At 70.1% G+C, this 14,847-nt stretch carries 17 protein-coding genes and 3 pseudogenes; 11 read left to right on the top strand and 9 right to left on the bottom strand.

The features are described from left to right. Positions 1-280 precede the first annotated feature (280 nt). The 3 genes from rpmE (at position 281) to AC2W7C_RS04600 (ending at position 2,232) form a co-directional block, all read left to right on the top strand. A complete protein-coding gene (rpmE, locus tag AC2W7C_RS04610; protein WP_486000387.1) occupies positions 281-505 on the top strand; it encodes a 50S ribosomal protein L31 in 225 nt (74 codons plus the stop codon). 162 nt (positions 506-667) lie between these two features. Beyond that, entirely contained in the window at positions 668-1,111 is a 444-nt protein-coding gene (locus AC2W7C_RS04605) for a hypothetical protein (protein ID WP_486000386.1), read from the top strand. Then, positions 1,009-2,232, top strand: coding sequence for a L,D-transpeptidase family protein (locus AC2W7C_RS04600; RefSeq protein WP_486000385.1), 1,224 nt, complete (start codon positions 1,009-1,011; stop codon positions 2,230-2,232). The genes AC2W7C_RS04605 and AC2W7C_RS04600 overlap by 103 nt, the downstream gene beginning before the upstream one ends. Positions 2,233-2,288: 56 nt before the next feature. Here the strand turns inward: AC2W7C_RS04600 and rcdA are convergent, their stop codons facing one another. Then, a complete protein-coding gene (gene rcdA, locus AC2W7C_RS04595) occupies positions 2,289-2,804 on the bottom strand; it encodes a protease adaptor protein RcdA (RefSeq protein WP_486000384.1) in 516 nt (171 codons plus the stop codon). Positions 2,805-2,915: 111 nt separating this feature from the next. Further along, positions 2,916-3,140 carry a DUF1192 domain-containing protein gene (locus AC2W7C_RS04590; RefSeq protein WP_486000383.1) on the bottom strand — a complete coding sequence of 75 codons (225 nt, stop codon included), beginning with the start codon at positions 3,138-3,140 and terminating at the stop codon, positions 2,916-2,918. A 62-nt stretch (positions 3,141-3,202) separates the two neighbouring features. Between AC2W7C_RS04590 and AC2W7C_RS04585 the strand changes: the two are divergent. Beyond that, positions 3,203-4,170: pseudogene (locus tag AC2W7C_RS04585) on the top strand (NAD(P)H-quinone oxidoreductase). Positions 4,171-4,210: 40 nt separating this feature from the next. Here AC2W7C_RS04585 and AC2W7C_RS04580 read toward each other — a convergent pair. Beyond that, positions 4,211-5,218, bottom strand: a complete 1,008-nt coding sequence (locus AC2W7C_RS04580) for a CVNH domain-containing protein (protein ID WP_486000382.1) — start codon at positions 5,216-5,218, stop codon at positions 4,211-4,213. A 226-nt stretch (positions 5,219-5,444) separates the two neighbouring features. On the opposite strand from AC2W7C_RS04580, the gene AC2W7C_RS04575 reads away from it, so the two are divergent. Further along, positions 5,445-6,122 carry a DUF1013 domain-containing protein gene (locus tag AC2W7C_RS04575; protein ID WP_486000381.1) on the top strand — a complete coding sequence of 226 codons (678 nt, stop codon included), beginning with the start codon at positions 5,445-5,447 and terminating at the stop codon, positions 6,120-6,122. A 191-nt stretch (positions 6,123-6,313) separates the two neighbouring features. Here the strand turns inward: AC2W7C_RS04575 and AC2W7C_RS04570 are convergent, their stop codons facing one another. After that, positions 6,314-6,487: a YdcH family protein gene (locus AC2W7C_RS04570; protein WP_486000380.1), complete on the bottom strand. Its 174-nt coding sequence runs from the start codon at positions 6,485-6,487 to the stop codon at positions 6,314-6,316. Positions 6,488-6,615: 128 nt separating this feature from the next. Here AC2W7C_RS04570 and AC2W7C_RS04565 point away from each other — a divergent pair, with 128 nt between their 5' ends. The 3 genes from AC2W7C_RS04565 to AC2W7C_RS04555 are packed head-to-tail and all read left to right on the top strand — an operon-like array spanning position 6,616 to position 7,942. Further along, a complete protein-coding gene (locus tag AC2W7C_RS04565; protein WP_486000388.1) occupies positions 6,616-7,218 on the top strand; it encodes a UbiX family flavin prenyltransferase in 603 nt (200 codons plus the stop codon). Then, entirely contained in the window at positions 7,215-7,679 is a 465-nt protein-coding gene (locus AC2W7C_RS04560) for a TIGR02444 family protein (protein ID WP_486000379.1), read from the top strand. Before AC2W7C_RS04565 ends, AC2W7C_RS04560 begins: the two co-directional genes overlap by 4 nt. A gap of 38 nt (positions 7,680-7,717) precedes the next feature. Continuing rightward, positions 7,718-7,942, top strand: a complete 225-nt coding sequence (locus tag AC2W7C_RS04555) for a YdcH family protein (RefSeq protein ID WP_486000378.1) — start codon at positions 7,718-7,720, stop codon at positions 7,940-7,942. A 4-nt stretch (positions 7,943-7,946) separates the two neighbouring features. Here AC2W7C_RS04555 and AC2W7C_RS04550 read toward each other — a convergent pair whose 3' ends face one another. Both AC2W7C_RS04550 and AC2W7C_RS04545 read right to left on the bottom strand, forming a co-directional pair. Continuing rightward, on the bottom strand, positions 7,947-8,375 hold the full coding sequence (locus AC2W7C_RS04550; RefSeq protein WP_486000377.1) for a GNAT family N-acetyltransferase: 429 nt from the start codon (positions 8,373-8,375) through the stop codon (positions 7,947-7,949). Then, positions 8,372-8,935: a GGDEF domain-containing protein gene (locus AC2W7C_RS04545; RefSeq protein ID WP_486000376.1), complete on the bottom strand. Its 564-nt coding sequence runs from the start codon at positions 8,933-8,935 to the stop codon at positions 8,372-8,374. The genes AC2W7C_RS04550 and AC2W7C_RS04545 overlap by 4 nt, the downstream gene beginning before the upstream one ends. A gap of 121 nt (positions 8,936-9,056) precedes the next feature. On the opposite strand from AC2W7C_RS04545, the gene purE reads away from it, so the two are divergent. Both purE and AC2W7C_RS04535 read left to right on the top strand, forming a co-directional pair. Beyond that, a complete protein-coding gene (gene purE / locus AC2W7C_RS04540) occupies positions 9,057-9,548 on the top strand; it encodes a 5-(carboxyamino)imidazole ribonucleotide mutase (RefSeq protein ID WP_486000375.1) in 492 nt (163 codons plus the stop codon). Between the two features lie 72 nt (positions 9,549-9,620). Beyond that, positions 9,621-10,633: pseudogene (locus tag AC2W7C_RS04535) on the top strand (5-(carboxyamino)imidazole ribonucleotide synthase). A 182-nt stretch (positions 10,634-10,815) separates the two neighbouring features. Here the strand turns inward: AC2W7C_RS04535 and AC2W7C_RS04530 are convergent. Then, positions 10,816-11,494, bottom strand: a pseudogene (locus AC2W7C_RS04530) (COQ9 family protein). A 187-nt stretch (positions 11,495-11,681) separates the two neighbouring features. Here AC2W7C_RS04530 and rpsU point away from each other — a divergent pair. Beyond that, positions 11,682-11,924, top strand: coding sequence for a 30S ribosomal protein S21 (gene rpsU, locus AC2W7C_RS04525; RefSeq protein ID WP_439473281.1), 243 nt, complete (start codon positions 11,682-11,684; stop codon positions 11,922-11,924). Positions 11,925-12,170: 246 nt separating this feature from the next. Here the strand turns inward: rpsU and AC2W7C_RS04520 are convergent, their stop codons facing one another. Together AC2W7C_RS04520 and AC2W7C_RS04515 are read right to left on the bottom strand one after the other, a co-directional pair. Further along, positions 12,171-13,571: an ABC transporter permease gene (locus AC2W7C_RS04520; protein WP_486000374.1), complete on the bottom strand. Its 1,401-nt coding sequence runs from the start codon at positions 13,569-13,571 to the stop codon at positions 12,171-12,173. Next, positions 13,568-14,530 (bottom strand): ABC transporter ATP-binding protein, encoded by a 963-nt coding sequence (locus tag AC2W7C_RS04515; RefSeq protein WP_486000373.1) that lies wholly within the window; start codon positions 14,528-14,530, stop codon positions 13,568-13,570. The genes AC2W7C_RS04520 and AC2W7C_RS04515 overlap by 4 nt, the downstream gene beginning before the upstream one ends. Positions 14,531-14,847: the final 317 nt, after the last annotated feature.

Below are 14,847 nucleotides of genomic sequence, written 5' to 3'. Positions count from 1 at the left end.
CGCTCCCCCGCCTCGCCCAGCTGCTCGCTCAGCTGCGCCCCCGGCGCCCGGGCGGCCGCGAATGTCGGCGGGATCGGCTGGTGCGGCGACGTCGGTCATGGCCGCGCCTCTTGCCCCGGAACGCCCCCCGGTGTAAACGCCGCCGCTCATTCCCGCCGCCCCATCGGCGGGTTTTCTTATTCGCTTAAGCAGCGAGGCTCCGCGAGCCGAGCGTTAGCGACACAAAATGCACGCGCATCGACGGTCGGCATCGTCACCGCGCAGAGACCGGACGACGACCATGAAGGCGGACACGCACCCCGACTACCACTTCATCACCGTGGTGATGACCGACGGCACCTCGTACCAGACCCGTTCGACCTACGGGAAGGAAGGCGCCACGCTGAACCTGGACATCGATCCGACCACCCACCCCGCGTGGACCGGCGGCAACCAGCAGCTGATGGACCGCGGCGGCCGCGTTTCGCGCTTCAACAACAAGTTCGCCGGCTTCATCAAGAAGTAGGCCTTGCAACGCGGCAACACTGCCGCGGCAAGACGAACACAAGGGCGTCGGTCTCCGGACCGGCGCCTTTCTGTTTTCCGGAACGCCGATAACATCGACTGCGTTGGGCTTCGGGGCGTGGGCGTTGGGTCCGTGCAGCGAACGACGGACGAAGAGAGCGTGATGAATCGAAGGCAACTGGGTCTGGGCGCGGCCGTGACGGCGATGGCGTCCGCCGTGGGCGTGGCCGCCGCACAGGCGCAGACCCGGGATCCGGCCGCCGTCGCCTTCTACGACACCTTCAATGACCAGCTGGCCCGCCTGCCAGCCACGATCCAGCCCGATGTCCGGGCCTTCTACGAGCTGAACGGCTGGCGGCCGGTGTGGACGCCCGACCGCCGCCGCCTGCTGCAGGCCGCCGCCGGCCGGGCCGAGCGCCACGGCCTGGCCCAGGGCGACTTCTTCGACTTCCCCGCCCTGGACGCCGACCGCGACAGCGGCGAGATGCGCACCACGCCGCGGCGATGGGCTACGCCCGGGTCCTGGCCGAGGGCCGCGTCCGCCCCGAGACGGTCGAGGACCTATGGGAGATGCAGAAGAACCGGGTCGACCTGCCGGTGGGCCTGAACGACGCCCTGGCCCAGAACAAGCTGCTGGACTGGTTCGAGGGCCTGGCCCCGACCGACATCGGCTACTCCAACCTCTCGGCCGGCTACGTCCGCTACCGCCGCCTGATCCGCGACGGCGGCGGCTGGCCCGCCTTCCGCGTCGGCGCCAACATCGAGCCCGGCGGCTCGGACCCGCGCATCCCGGTGCTCATCCAGCGCTTGGTGGCCGAGGGCGACCTGTCGGCGGCCGACGCGCGCGCCTCGGCGTCCATGGGCAACGTGTACGGTCCCGAGCTCCAGGCCGGCGTGCGCAGCTTCCAGGCCCGCCACGGCCTGGTCGCCGACGGCCGCATCGGCACGGGCAGCCAGCGCTCGCTCTCGGCCTCGGCCGAGGACCGCGCCCGCCAGATCGCGCTCAACCTTGAGCGCCGCCGCTGGCTGAAGCGCGAGGTCAATCCCGAGCGCATCGAGGTCAACACCGCCGCCGCCATCATGGTCTACTGGAAGGACGGCCGGCCGGTGCACTCCAACCGGGTCGTCTGCGGCTCGCCGAACAACCAGACGCCCAGCCTGGAGAAGCCGTTCGCCTCGGTGGTGGCCAATCCGCCCTGGTACGTGCCGGCCTCGATCGCCCGCAACGAGATCCTGCCGCGCGGCCCGGGCTATCTGGCCAGCCAGAACATGTACATCTCGAACGGCACGGTCATCCAGCGCGCCGGTCCGACCGCGGCGCTGGGCTATGTGAAGTTCGAGCTACGCGACAGCTACGCCATCTTCCTGCACGACACCCCGTCCAAGGCCGCCTTCAACCTGGCCATGCGCCAGCGCAGCCACGGCTGCGTGCGGGTCCAGAACGCCGTCGACTTCGCCCGCCTGCTGCTGTCGCCCGATCCGGCGCTGCTCGCCCAGTTCGACGAGGCCCAGGACACGCGCGAGACCAAGCGCATCCAGACCGGCCGCGAGATCGGCGTGCGCCTGCTCTACTGGACCGCCTTCGTCGACGGCCAGGGCCGCGTCGCCTTCCGCGAGGACGTCTACGGCCGCGACGACAAGCTGGCCCAGGCGCTGGGCATCGCCGTCAGCCTGCCCAAGCCGGTGGACGACGGCCGCGGCCGCGACGCCAACGACGTCGGGCCGTAGAGCGCAAACCTCCGCTCATCCCCGCGAAAGCGCGGATGAGCGGGATCAAAACAGTCCTACTGCGTGAACGCCGCCGCCAAACGGTCCAGCTGGCTCTGCACCGGGTTGACCGCCTCTTCCTCGGGCGCGTCCAGGTACATGCGCCGGTCCAGGTGCAGGACGCGGTCGTAAAGCTTCTCGGCGCGCACCAGGTATTCGATCAGGGCGATCGGCAGGTCGGCGTGGGTGGGCTCGGGCTCGGGCCTGCGCTCGGCCAGGCGGTAGCGCGCCTCGCAGGCCGCCAGCGCGGTCATGTCCCCCTCCCGCACGGCCCGCTGGACCAGCAGCCAGGAGGCGATCTGCATCAGCCGCGTGGTCAGCTTCATGCTCTCGCCGGCGTAGGCCAGGGCCGCGGCGCGCGACAACAGCTTGGATTCCCGACGTCCGTCCCCGTCCAGATAGGCCGCCGTGTCCTCGACCAGCTCCATGCCTTCCCGGAAGGTGCGGTCGAACAGCTCGGAGCGCGCGAAATCCTCAACCACCGCCGCGCGGCTGCGGCCCGAAGGCGTCAGAAGGGTGTCTTCGGTGGACATGAACTCGACCAAACTCATGAGAGGCGCGCATCCGTATCACGACCGGCACGGTTGCGCGCGGTCACGAGGCCGCGTGCAACGGCCATGCCAGACCCGTGCCGGGGGAAAACCTCAACCGCGGAAATTGAACAAGGCGTCCGCGGCGTTGCGTTGCGACGACTTGCCTTCGATGACGGCCTTCGAGCGCTCGATCTCGGCCTCCAGCGCGGCGATCCGCTCCTTGAGGTCCTCGACCGAATAGCCGTCCAGATCCTCGCGGGTCAGGGCGGCCAGCGGGGCGCCTCGCGCCGGACGGGGCTCCAGATCCTCGAACATCGCCGCCTCCTTCGTGGCCATCGGGCACGCAACCCCCTATCTGAACGCCCGGACACGGACGATTGCAAGGACAGGACGACGGCATGCGGGTGATCGAGATCGCGGGCGGGGCCGGGCCGGCCGAGGCCCTGACCCTCGCCGAACGTCCCGATCCCGTCGCCGGACCGGGCCAGATCCGCATCCGGGTGCGCGCCGCCGGCGTCAACCGTCCCGACCTGGTGCAGCGCCTGGGCCTGTACCCGCCGCCACCCGGCGCCTCCGACATTCTGGGCCTGGAAGTCGCCGGCGAGATCGACCAGATCGGCGAGGGCGTCACGCGATGGAAGGCGGGCGACCGGGTCTGCGCCCTGCTGGGCGGCGGAGGCTATGCGGACTACGCCGTCGTCGACGCCCGCCACGCCCTGCCCGTTCCCGCCGGTCTGGACTTCGTCCAGGCCGCCGGCCTGCCCGAGACGGTCTGCACGGTCTTCGCCAACGTCTTCGAGGCCGGCGCGCTGAAGGCCGGCGAAACCCTGCTGGTCCACGGCGCCGCCAGCGGCATCGGCGTCACCGCCATCCAGATGGCCAGGCGCCGGCGCCCGGGTGATCGCCACCTCGCGCGGCCCGAGAAGGCCGAGGCCGCCCGCGCCCTGGGCGCCGACCTGAGCCTGGACGCGCGAACGGACGACCTTGAGGCCGCCATCGCGCCTTCGGCGGCGTCGACGTGGTGTTGGACATGGTCGGGGCGGACTATGCGGCCCTGAACCAGGCTGCACTGAAGCCCTTCGGCCGCTGGGTCGTGATCGCCACCCAATCCGGGGCCCTGGCGTCCATCGACCTGATGCGGCTGATGCTGAAACGGCTCGTGCTGACCGGCTCGACCCTGCGTTCAAGGCCCGCCGACGAGAAGGCCCGGCTGATCGCGGCGGTGGAGGCCGTCGCCTGGCCCTGGATCGCCCAGGGTCTGGTCCGGCCGCCGGTCGAGGCGACCTTCCCCCTTCAGGACGCCAAAGCCGCCCACCTCAGGCTCGAGGCGGGCGGCCATGTCGGCAAGGTCGTGCTGACGACCTAGGCGTTCAAACTTCGGCGCGAACGGCCCGAAGCCGGGTGACTCACCAGCGGCGGCTGGGGCGCAGTGACGAGATGCTGTCGTTCATCCCCAGGATGCTCAGGTTCCGCACGTCGCCGCGGAAGGTCTGGCAACGGCCGCGGAAATAGGCGTCCGTGCAGGCCTCCCATTCGCCCTGGACCTGCATCGAGCTGATCTGGTCGTTGAAGCCGGAGCTGCCCAGGTTGGCGACCTCGCCGTCGAACCGGGTGGAGGCGCCGCGATAGTTCGAGTCCTGATAGACCGTGATCGACTGGCGGCCCCAGCCGCCCCCGTCGCCACCCTCGTCCTCGAACTGGCCGCGCCACGAACCGCAGACAAGCAGGCCGTTGTCGTTGCGGATCTCGTCATTCCGGCAACGATTCATTTCGATCGACGACCGGCGGGTCTGGTTGCCGCGCGTCCGGCAGTCCGCGTACAGACGTCCGCGCCGCACCTCGGTCCGGCTGCAGCTGGCCTGGTAGTCGCCCGACGGGGGCCGGGTGGGATCCCAGCCGCCGCCACCGCCCTCATCGTCGAATTGACCCCGCCACGGGCCGCAGACCAGCAAGCCGTTGTCGTTGCGGATCTCGTCGTTGCGGCAGCGGCTCAACTCGATCGACGACCGGCGGAACTGGTTGTTGCGCGACGAGCACGAAGCGGACAGCCGGCCCCGGCTCACCTGGGGATTGACGCAGCTGCGCTGATAGTCGCCGGACGGCGGCCGGGTGGGGTCCCAGCTCCCGCCGCCACCCCCGCCGCCGCCGTTTCCGTCCTCGTAGTCGCCGCGATATGGCCCGCACACCAGCAGCCCGTTGTCGTTGCGGATCTCGTAGTCGGAACAGCGGTTCAGTTCGATCGACGTCTCGCGCACTTGCCCGTTGCGGGCCTGACAGTCGGCGTACAGCCGGCCGCGGTTCGTGTAGGCGCCGCTGCAGGATTCGCGATAGTCGCCGCGCGGGGCCGCGCGCGCGCCGATTTCCTGGCCGCCGCCAGACATCAACGCCGCCGCCGCAAGGGTCTCGATAATCATGGTGTCCTCCCAGTGCCAAGCTCGACGCATAACGCGCCTGTGAGAGCAGTGTTCAACGGCCGATATGAACCTTGGCTGTATAACACCGTCGGAGATCGTTTCATTTTGCGCCGAATAGGCCTATATCGGCATCATCAGCGCCCGGCCGAAAGGTCGGGCGCCGTCGTATCCGGAACCCGACACCCCCGTTGTTCGGCGGGTCCAAAGACAAGAAGCGAAGACGCCCATGACCGAGATTCTGATGCCCAAGGCCACCGCGGTCTGGCTGGTCGACAACACCTCCCTGACGTTCGAGCAGATCGCGGCGTTCTGCGGCCTGCACCCGCTGGAAGTGCGGGGCATCGCGGACGGCGACGTGGCCCGTGACATCCGCGGCGTCGACCCCATCACCGGCGGCCAGCTCACCCGCGAGGAGTTGGACAAGGCCCAGGCGAACCCCGACTACCGCATGCAGGCCGTGGTCAGCCGCCACGCCGAGTTGCTGAAGACAAATAAGCCGGCCCCGAAGTACACGCCGGTCTCGCGCCGTCAGGACCGCCCGGACGCCATCGCCTGGTTCGTCCGCAACCACCCGGAAGTCACCGACGCCCAGATCTCCAAGCTCCTGGGCACCACCAAGGCGACCATTGAGAGCGTCCGCAACCGCACGCACTGGAACTCGGCCAACATCAAGCCGGTCGATCCCGTGACCCTGGGCCTGGTGGGCCAGCTGCAGCTGGACGAACTGGTCAAGAAGGCGGCCGAGAAGAAGGCCCGCGACGACGCCCGCAAGGGCGGCGGCGCCACCCTGCAGGCGGCCGACGCCCCGGCCGAGGAGCCCGTCGAGCCCGAATTCGTCCCCGAGGAGCGGGAACGCCGCGAAGCCGAGCCGACCGCCGAGTCGGTGTTCGGCAGCAGGGACTGACCTTCTCGTTCCTCCCCCATCGGGGGAGGGGGACCATGCGAAGCATGGTGGAGGGGCGTCACAGCGAGCGCGAGGCCAACACCCCTCCGTCTCGCCGGCTTCGCCGCCGATCCACCTTCTCCAAAGGGGAGGAACACGAAAAGGCCCCGGAGATCGCTCTCCGGGGCCTTCGGTCTTTCGGGAGGGACGGACTAGTGCGCCCGCGCTTCCAGACTGGTGATTTCTTCCTTCAACCGAAGCTTCTGTTGCTTCAACTCCCTGACTCGAAGCGAGTCCGCGGAAGGGCGGGTCGTTTCACGCTGGATGATCTCGTCCAGGGTGCGGTGACGATTTCCCAGTTCGCGGATACGAGCTTCAATGGTCATGGCTTGCGCCTCCATGTCTAAGGGACCACTAGAGTGAGCGCCCGGTCGGACCGCCTGTGGAATCAATTTCCGGTGAGGCTGGCGGCCTTCCGGACACCCCGACCCTGGAGCCCCAATTGGCCGAAGACGTGAACGGAGCCGCAAGTCTTCCGCCCCGCCGCCTGGTGGTGGGGATTTCCGGTGCGTCGGGCGTGGCCTATGGCGTGCGGACGCTGGACGCGCTGCGCGAACTCGGCGTCGAGAGCCACCTGGTGGTCAGCCGGGCGGCCCTGCTGACCCTGTCGCAGGAAACCGATCTGTCCGCGGACGATCTGTCCGCCCGCGCCGATGTGACGCACCGCCTCAACGACGTCGGCGCGGCCATCGCGTCGGGCTCGTTCCGGACCATGGGGATGATCGTCGCGCCCTGCTCGATCCGCACCATGGGCGAGATCGCCACCGGGGTGACGACGACCCTCCTGACCCGCGCCGCCGACGTGGCGCTGAAGGAGCGCCGCCCGCTGGTTCTGATGGTGCGCGAGACGCCCCTGCATCTGGGCCACCTGCGGACCATGACCGCCCTCGCCGAGATGGGCGCGGTGATCGCCCCGCCCCTGCCCGCCTTCTACGCCCGCCCGAAGTCCATTGAGGAGATGATCGACCAGTCGGTCGGCCGGGCGCTGGACGTCTTCGGGCTGGACTGGGCGGCCGTGAAGCGGTGGGACGGCCTGAAGGGGCCGGCGGTGGAATGACCCTTTGGGACTGGTCGGTCCAAGCCTGGGCCGCGCCCGGCGTCCAAGGGGCCGCCCTGGATCTGCAGGACGCCCAGGGGCAGTGCGTCCCGCTGCTGCTGTGGGCGGCCTGGGCGGCCCGGACCGGCCGCACGCCGGACGAGGAGACGGTCGAGGCCGCCTGCGACACCGCCCGCGTCTGGCTGGAGACGACCATCGCGCCGCTCCGCCAGGTCCGCCGCGCCCTGAAGACCCGTACGCCCGACATGGACGACGCCGCCCGCGAGGCCGTCCGCACCCAGGTGAAGGCGGTCGAACTGGCGGCCGAGCGCCATTTGCTGGAGGCGCTGGAGGCCTTGTCGACGGCCCCTGAAGGCGCGCCCCAGCCCGTTCTTCCGACGCTGATCGCCGTCGCGCGCCAGTGGTCGCCGATCACCCCGCGCGTCGCCCTGACCTTGCTCGCCGAGCGCCTTCCGGCCTGACCGGGGCCGCGCTATAAGCGGCGCCTCCGGGGCCAGACATGAACGACGACGAACCGTTTCTCACCGAGGAAGAGCAGGCGCTGCATGCCCGGCTCAAGGAGCTGCAGCAGGAGCACGCCGACCTGGACGCCTCCATCGAGGCGCTCGGCCACATGCCCATTCCGGACCAGCTGATGATCGCGCGGCTGAAGCGCAAGAAGCTGGTCCTGCGCGACGAGATCGTGAAGATCGAGGCCCGCATCCTGCCCGACATCATCGCCTAGGGCCTCAGGGCAGCATCATCGCCATGCCTATGGATTTCGGGGCGGTGGGGCCGAAGCCGAATTGTTCGTACAGCCGGTGCGCCTCGCCGTCGGCGATCAGGCTGACGTAGGCCTGGGACGGCGCCCGCGCCTTCAGTTCCGCCATCAGAGCCGCCATCACCGCCTTGCCCAGGCCTCGGCCCTGATGCGCGGGCTCCACGGCCATGTCGACGATCTGGAAGAACAGGCCGCCGTCGCCGATCACCCGCCCCATGGCCACCGCGCGGCCGCCGTGTTCGACCACCGCGGCGCACCAGGTGTTCGGCAGGCCGGCCGTCGCCCCCTCCAGCGTCTTGGGTGTCAGGCCGGCGACCTCGCGCAGGCGGCGATAGTCGGCGATCGCCGGCGTCCGCACGGACAGGCTGTATCCGTGGGGCAGGTTCGCGCCGCTCACCGTCCCTTCTTCCTGACCCACATCGCGGCGTCCGCCTCGGCCAGCCAGACCTCGGGGTCGGTGTGGCCGGCGAAGGCGCGGACGCCGAACGAGCCGCCCAATCCGGCGGAACGGCCTTCCCACTGGAACGGATCGCTCTCCAGCGCCACGGCCAGGCGGCGGGCTTTCTCGCGGCCCTCGTCCAGGCCGGCGTTGAGCATCAGCAGGCCGAATTCGTCGCCGCCCAGCCGGCCGACCGCGTCGGACTCACGAAGATTCGCCCGCATCAGCTCGGCCACGTGCACCAGGGCGGCGTCGCCCGCGGCGTGGCCCAAGGCGTCGTTGACGCCCTTGAAGCCGTCCAGGTCCAGGTACAGCAGCACCGCCGGCACCTCATGGCGCTGGCAGAAGGCCATGGCGCTCTTCATCGCCGCGACGAAGCCGCGGCGGTTCAGCGCCGGCGTCAGCACGTCGTGGTCGGCCGCCGCCTCGGCCGCCTCGGCGCGCAGGCGCAGCCGCTCGATCTCGGCGCGCAGGCGCTCGATCTCGGAATACGGGTCGATCAGGGCCGCGTCGGTCACGGGCGGAAAAGGCTCCCCGGCCGGCGACTCAACACATCCGGCCATGCCGGAGCCTAACGCCCTCGGTTGCGGGCGCAACGCGAGTCCTGTATCGCGCCGCTTTCCCGCGAAAGGGCGAAGCATGGCGACCGAGACTCCGCCGGTGGCGATCATCATGGGCAGCCGCTCGGACTGGCCGACGATGAAGCACGCGGCCGACACCCTGGATCGCCTGGGCGTGGCCTGGACCGCCAAGGTCGTCAGCGCCCACCGTACGCCCCAGCGCCTGTTCGACTTCGCCACGGGCGCCCGCGCGGCGGGCCACAAGGTGATCATCGCCGGCGCCGGCGGCGCGGCGCACCTGCCGGGCATGGCCGCCTCGATGACCGATCTGCCCGTCCTGGGCGTGCCGGTGCAGTCCAAGGCGCTGAAGGGGCTGGATAGCCTGCTGTCGATCGTCCAGATGCCAGGCGGCGTGCCTGTCGCGACCCTGGCCATCGGCGAGGCGGGGGCCAAGAACGCCGGCATCCTGGCCGCCCAGATCCTGGCCCTGAACGACCCGGTGCTGGCCGGACGGCTGACCGCCTTCCGCGAGGCCCAGACCGAGAGCGTCCACGAGACGGTCGAGGACTGAGTGAGCGTCTCCGCCCTTCCCCTGCCCCCCGGCTCGACCATCGGCATCCTGGGCGGCGGCCAGTTGGGCCGAATGCTCAGCCAGGCGGCCTCGCGCCTGGGGTTCAACGTGGTCATCCTGGATCCGGAAGAGAACAGCCCGGCCGGCCGCGTCTCCCAGGGCCAGGTGATCGCCGCCTACGACGACGCCGCCGCCCTGACCGTGCTGGGCCGCGTCGCCCAGGCCGTCACCTTCGAGTTCGAGAACGTCCCCGCCTCCTCCGTCCAGGCCCTGGCCCAGGACGGCGCCTGGGTCGCCCCCGGTCCCAAGGCCCTGGCGATCGCCCAGGACCGGGTGGAGGAGAAGGCCTTCCTGAACGGCGTGGGCGCGACCACCGTCGATTTCGCCGCCGTCGACGACCTGGACGACCTGTTGGCCGGGCTGGAGCGGCTGGGCGCGCCCGCCCTGCTCAAGACCGTCGCGACGGCTACGACGGCAAGGGCCAGGTCTGGGTGCAGTCTGCGGAGATGGCCGCCGACGCCTGGAACGCCATCGGCGAGCGCCCGGCCATCCTTGAGGCCAGGGCCGCCTTCACCCGCGAGCTGTCGGTCATCGCCGCCCGGGGCCGCGACGGCCAGGTCGCCGTCTATCCGCTGGGCGAGAACATCCACAAGGGCGGGGTGTTGAAGACCACCCTGGCGCCGGCGGACGTGGACGCCAAGACGCAGACGCGCGCCACCGAGATCGCCAAGGCGATCCTCGAAGGCCTGGACTACGTCGGCGTGATGGGGGTGGAGCTGTTCGACCTGGGCGGCGGCGCGCTGCTGGTCAACGAGATCGCCCCGCGGGTGCACAACACCGGCCACTGGACCCAGGACGGCTGCGTCTGCGACCAGTTCGAACAGCACATCCGCGCCGTCGCCGGTTGGCCGCTGGGCCCCACCGATGCGCACTTCCAGGTCGAGATGACCAATCTGCTGGGCGACGAGGTCGATCAGTGGACGAAGCTGGCCGGCGAGCCGGACATGCGCCTGCATCTCTACGGCAAGGCCGAGGCGCGGCCCGGCCGCAAGATGGCCCACGTGAACCGGGTGAAGGGGCTGTAGCCTTCCTTTCGTCATCCCGGACGAAGGCGAGCGGAGCGAGCCGAAGATCCGGGACCCAGCGGCGCCGCAGCGTCAGCGAAGGCGATGGTTCAGCGAGCTGTGTGCGTGACAGCTTCGCGCTCTCGCGCGCCGCTGGGTCCCGGCCTTCGCCGGGATGACGAAAGGAAGGGCGGTCGTGCCCCCTACTCCGTCTTCGCCCCGTACCGCATCCGGCTCAGCGCATCCGCCACTTTGCGCAGCGGCGCGTCGAAGTCCTTGCCGGCCTTCCACTTCTCGAAGGCCATGACGTTCTCGATGCGCGCCGCCACGAAGGCCTCGGCCGGTTCGCGGCCGTCGAACCAGCGCATCGTCAGCGCCGGGATCAGGATGCCCGACAGGATCGCCCGCTTGGAATAGTGGTTCCAGTCCGTGGCGGTATCCCCCGCCCAGTTCCACAGCAGGTCGGCCGTCTCCCAGGCCAGCTTCAGTCCCAGGTCGGCGTTGGTGGGCAGGGCCAGGAAGGCGGCGCATTTCCTGGTCGCCTCGAGGTCTTCCGCCCCCGCCTCCATCCGCGCGGACAGGGCGCGGGCGATTCGCTCGCGGATCTTCAGCGACGTCGCCTCCACCCCGGCCAGGGCCGCCATGGCCCCGGTCGTCGTGCCGGCGCGACAGCAGCGCGGCCAGGTCGCGCGCGCCGTTGGGCAGCAGCAGCTCCTCGTCGCCCAGCGACAGCCCTTCCGCCTCGCAGGCGGCCCGCACCAGCCGTGCGTTCCAGCCCAGCACGGGCGCGCGGACGATGGCGGCGTCCAGCACGGCCTGCTCCGTCCGGTCGGCCCAGTCGCCCTTCGGCGCGTCGTTCGACAGATGCGGCGCTTCGGTCATGAGCTCAGCATAAGCCCGTCGGACGGGCGTTTCGAGCCTTCACATCTTGCCGCGACGATCTGGACAGCGGGGGTCGGCTCGTGTATCAGCCCGCCTTCACTCACGGGCCCCGGTCCGCGAGCACGAATTTTATTTGTCTGCCCGTCTCCCTCACAGGACGCGGCGGGCGGCCAAAGGAGAGTTTCACCTGGTTCAGATTTTCGTCCGCGACAACAACGTCGATCAGGCCCTGAAGGCCCTGAAGAAGAAGATGCAGCGCGAAGGCAGCTTCCGTGAAATGAAGCGCCACGTGCACTACGAGAAGCCCTCGGAGAAGCGCGCCCGCCAGAAGGCCGAGGCCGTTCGCCGCGCCCGCAAGCTGGCCCGCAAGCGCGCCCAGCGCGAAGGCCTGCTGCCGGCGCCCAAGCCCCGCACCCCGGGCGGTCGCTAAGACCCTTGCCGCAAGGCTGACAGATCAAGGGCCGCTCCGGAAGCCGGAGCGGCCCTTTTCTTTGGCTTCACCTCTCCATTCGCCTTCAAGCGAACGGAGAGGACAGGCGGGCCGCAGGGCCGCCAGGCGGGGGCGACGCTGGCCGGGGTCGTCAGAGCTCCGATCGCATCCGCTGGCGTCGCCCTCACCTGACCGCTGACGCGGTCTGTCCTCTCCATCGCCTTGGAGGGCGATGGAGAGGTGAACCTAGTTCCCCCCGCCCCGGATCGCCGCGCCGAAGCTCTTCCAGCTCAGCTTCACGTCCGACAGGGCGCCGGCCCGGAAGGCCCGGCCCGAGAGCCACACCATCAGCAGCGCGAAGGCGAACATGCCGGCCATGGCGCCGATCAGCTCGTAGAGCGGCGGATCGGCCGGCAGGCGGGCCATCATCAGGAACGGCGTGAAGAAGGGCACCCACGAGAGGATCTTCACCACCGGCGCGTCCGGATTGGTCATGGCCATCGACATGGTCATCATCGGAATGATCAGCACCATCATGATCGGCCCCATCAGGGTCTGGGCGTCGCGCGGCGTCTCACAGAAGGCGCCGATGGCGGCGAACAGCACCGCGTACATCAGGTAGCCGCCGACCATGAAGGCCGCGAACCAGCCCAGCATGCCGCCGGTCAGCAGGATGTCGCCGACCATGGAGGCCTGCTCGGGCGCGAACGAGACCAGGCCCGCGGCCCCGATGGCGCCCCAGCCCAGAAGGACCGTGACGGTCAGCATCGCCACCCCCAGCACCTTGCCGGTGAGGATCTCGGTCGGCGAGGCCGAGGACAGCAGCACCTCCAGGATCTTGTTGGATTTCTCCTCCATGACGCTGTTCAGCAGGATCGAGGCTCCCGTGATGATCAGCGACCACAGCAGGAAGCCCCCAGCCATGCCGATGATCGCCGGCAGCTTGTCGCGCAGCGAGACCTCGCCCCCGCTCGCCGAGCGCGGCGAGAAGGCCTTCACCTCGGGGCGGAACCGCTCGGCGGCCTCGACCACCGAGGCGTCGATCCCGGCGCCTTCGAACACCGTGCGGCGATTGGCGGCGCGCAGGGCGTCGCGGACGAAGTCCTCGACCGTGTCGTCGGTGGCGCGAGCGGTCCACACTCGGGCCGACGGCTTTCCCTCGCCGTCGCGGGTCAGGAAGACCACCGCATCCAGCCGGTCGGACTTGGGCGTGTCGTCGGTCAGCCAGCGGCGGACGGCCGTATCCCGCGCCGCGCCGGGCGCCGCCGCGACGATCTCGGACGGTGTGTCGACGATGCGCAGGCGCGGGCCGGACAGGGAGGCAAAGGCGCCCTTGGCGGCGCTGGACGCGCCGGATGCCGGGACCCCGGTCGTTTTCTCGGCCTGTTCCATAGCCTGGCGCTCGCGCTCCCGACGGCGTTCGACGTCTCGGCGCAGGGAGTCCTGGATGGCCGCCGCCAGGCCGGTCGCCTGGGGGCCTTCCTCGACCACGGCGACGGCGCGCACGGGTTCCGAGGACTTGATCAGCACCGGCACCGCCCCGCCCAGCACCGCGAATAGCGGAAACGCCAGCAGCGACAGCCAGAAGCCGACGGTCTTGGCGTAGGCGGCGTATTCGCGCCGCGCGATCAGCAGGATGCGGTTCATCGGACGGCCTCCGCGCCGGCGGACTTCACGGACTGGTCGACGTCGGGACGATCCCCGGTCAGGTCGATGAAGGCGTCGTGCAGGCTGGGTTCGCGCAGTTCGAAGCGGCGCACGTCCAGGCCGCCCAGGAAGGCCGCCTTCAATGCGTCCTGTCCCCGGCCGCCCTGGCCCAGCGCGGCCTTCAGCACGCGCACCCCGTCATGGTCCGAGATCACCTCGACCCCGGTCACGCCCGGCAGGCCGGCGGCCTGGTCGGAGGCGATGGCCCCTTCCAGCTCCAGGAAACGACGGGATGTGGCCTTGGCCTCGTCGACCGTCCCCTCGAAGGCCTTTCGGCCCCGGGCCAGCAGCACGACCCGGTCGCACAGCCGCTCGGCGTGCTGCATCACATGGGTCGAGAACAGCACCGTCGCCCCGTCCGCCGCCAGGCCGCGGATCATCTGCTCCAAGCCCTGCTGATTGACCGGGTCCAGGCCCGAGAACGGCTCGTCCAGGATCACGAACTCGGGCCGGTGCACCACCGACGAGATCAACTGGACCTTCTGGGCCATCCCCTTGGACAGCTCCTTCATCTTCTTGCGGCTGGCCGCGCCCAACCCTTGGGCCTCCAGCATCTCCTTGGCGCGCTTGCGGCCCTCGCCCATCGGCAGGCCCTTCAGCGAGCCGAAGAAGGCGATGGCGTCGACCGGCGTCATCTTCTTGTAGAGCCCACGCTCCTCCGGCAGGAAGCCGATGCGGTCGCGCACCCGGCGCCCGTCGTCGGCGCCCAGGATCTCGATCCGCCCGCTGGTGGCCGGCTGCAGGCCCAGGATCATCCGGATGGTGGAGGTCTTGCCCGCCCCGTTCGGGCCTAGGAAGCCGCAGATCGCGCCCTTCCCGACCTGGAAGCTGAGGTCGCGCACGGCCTGGAATTCGCCGTACCGCTTGCTCACGCCCTCTAGCGTCAATGCCGCTGTCATATGCCCTCCGTCGTTCTGGCGTCCTTGGTAGGTGTGTAAAGGACGTTTGACAACCCGAGAGCGCCGGCCTCGCTGTCCGTTTGTCATGAATTCCGTGTCATGTTCAGACGATACGAGTCGTATCCTCCGGACGCCGATGCCCTTGGACGCCACCCCTTCCCCCGTCGCGCCGCCGCCCGCGTCCCGCCTGTGGACGCCGGCGCCAGCGCGGCCGTGGCGGTGGCGTCAGCTGGTCGGTATTGGCGCTGCTCAATCCGTCGCTGGCCGTCGCCGCTGCTGTCGGCGCCCCTCGCTCGACGGCCCCTCGTCGCCGTGAC

The organism is Brevundimonas sp. CURTG3B2_SDJG (assembly GCF_057364705.1).
This window is presented reverse-complemented; position numbering and strand designations above follow the sequence as displayed.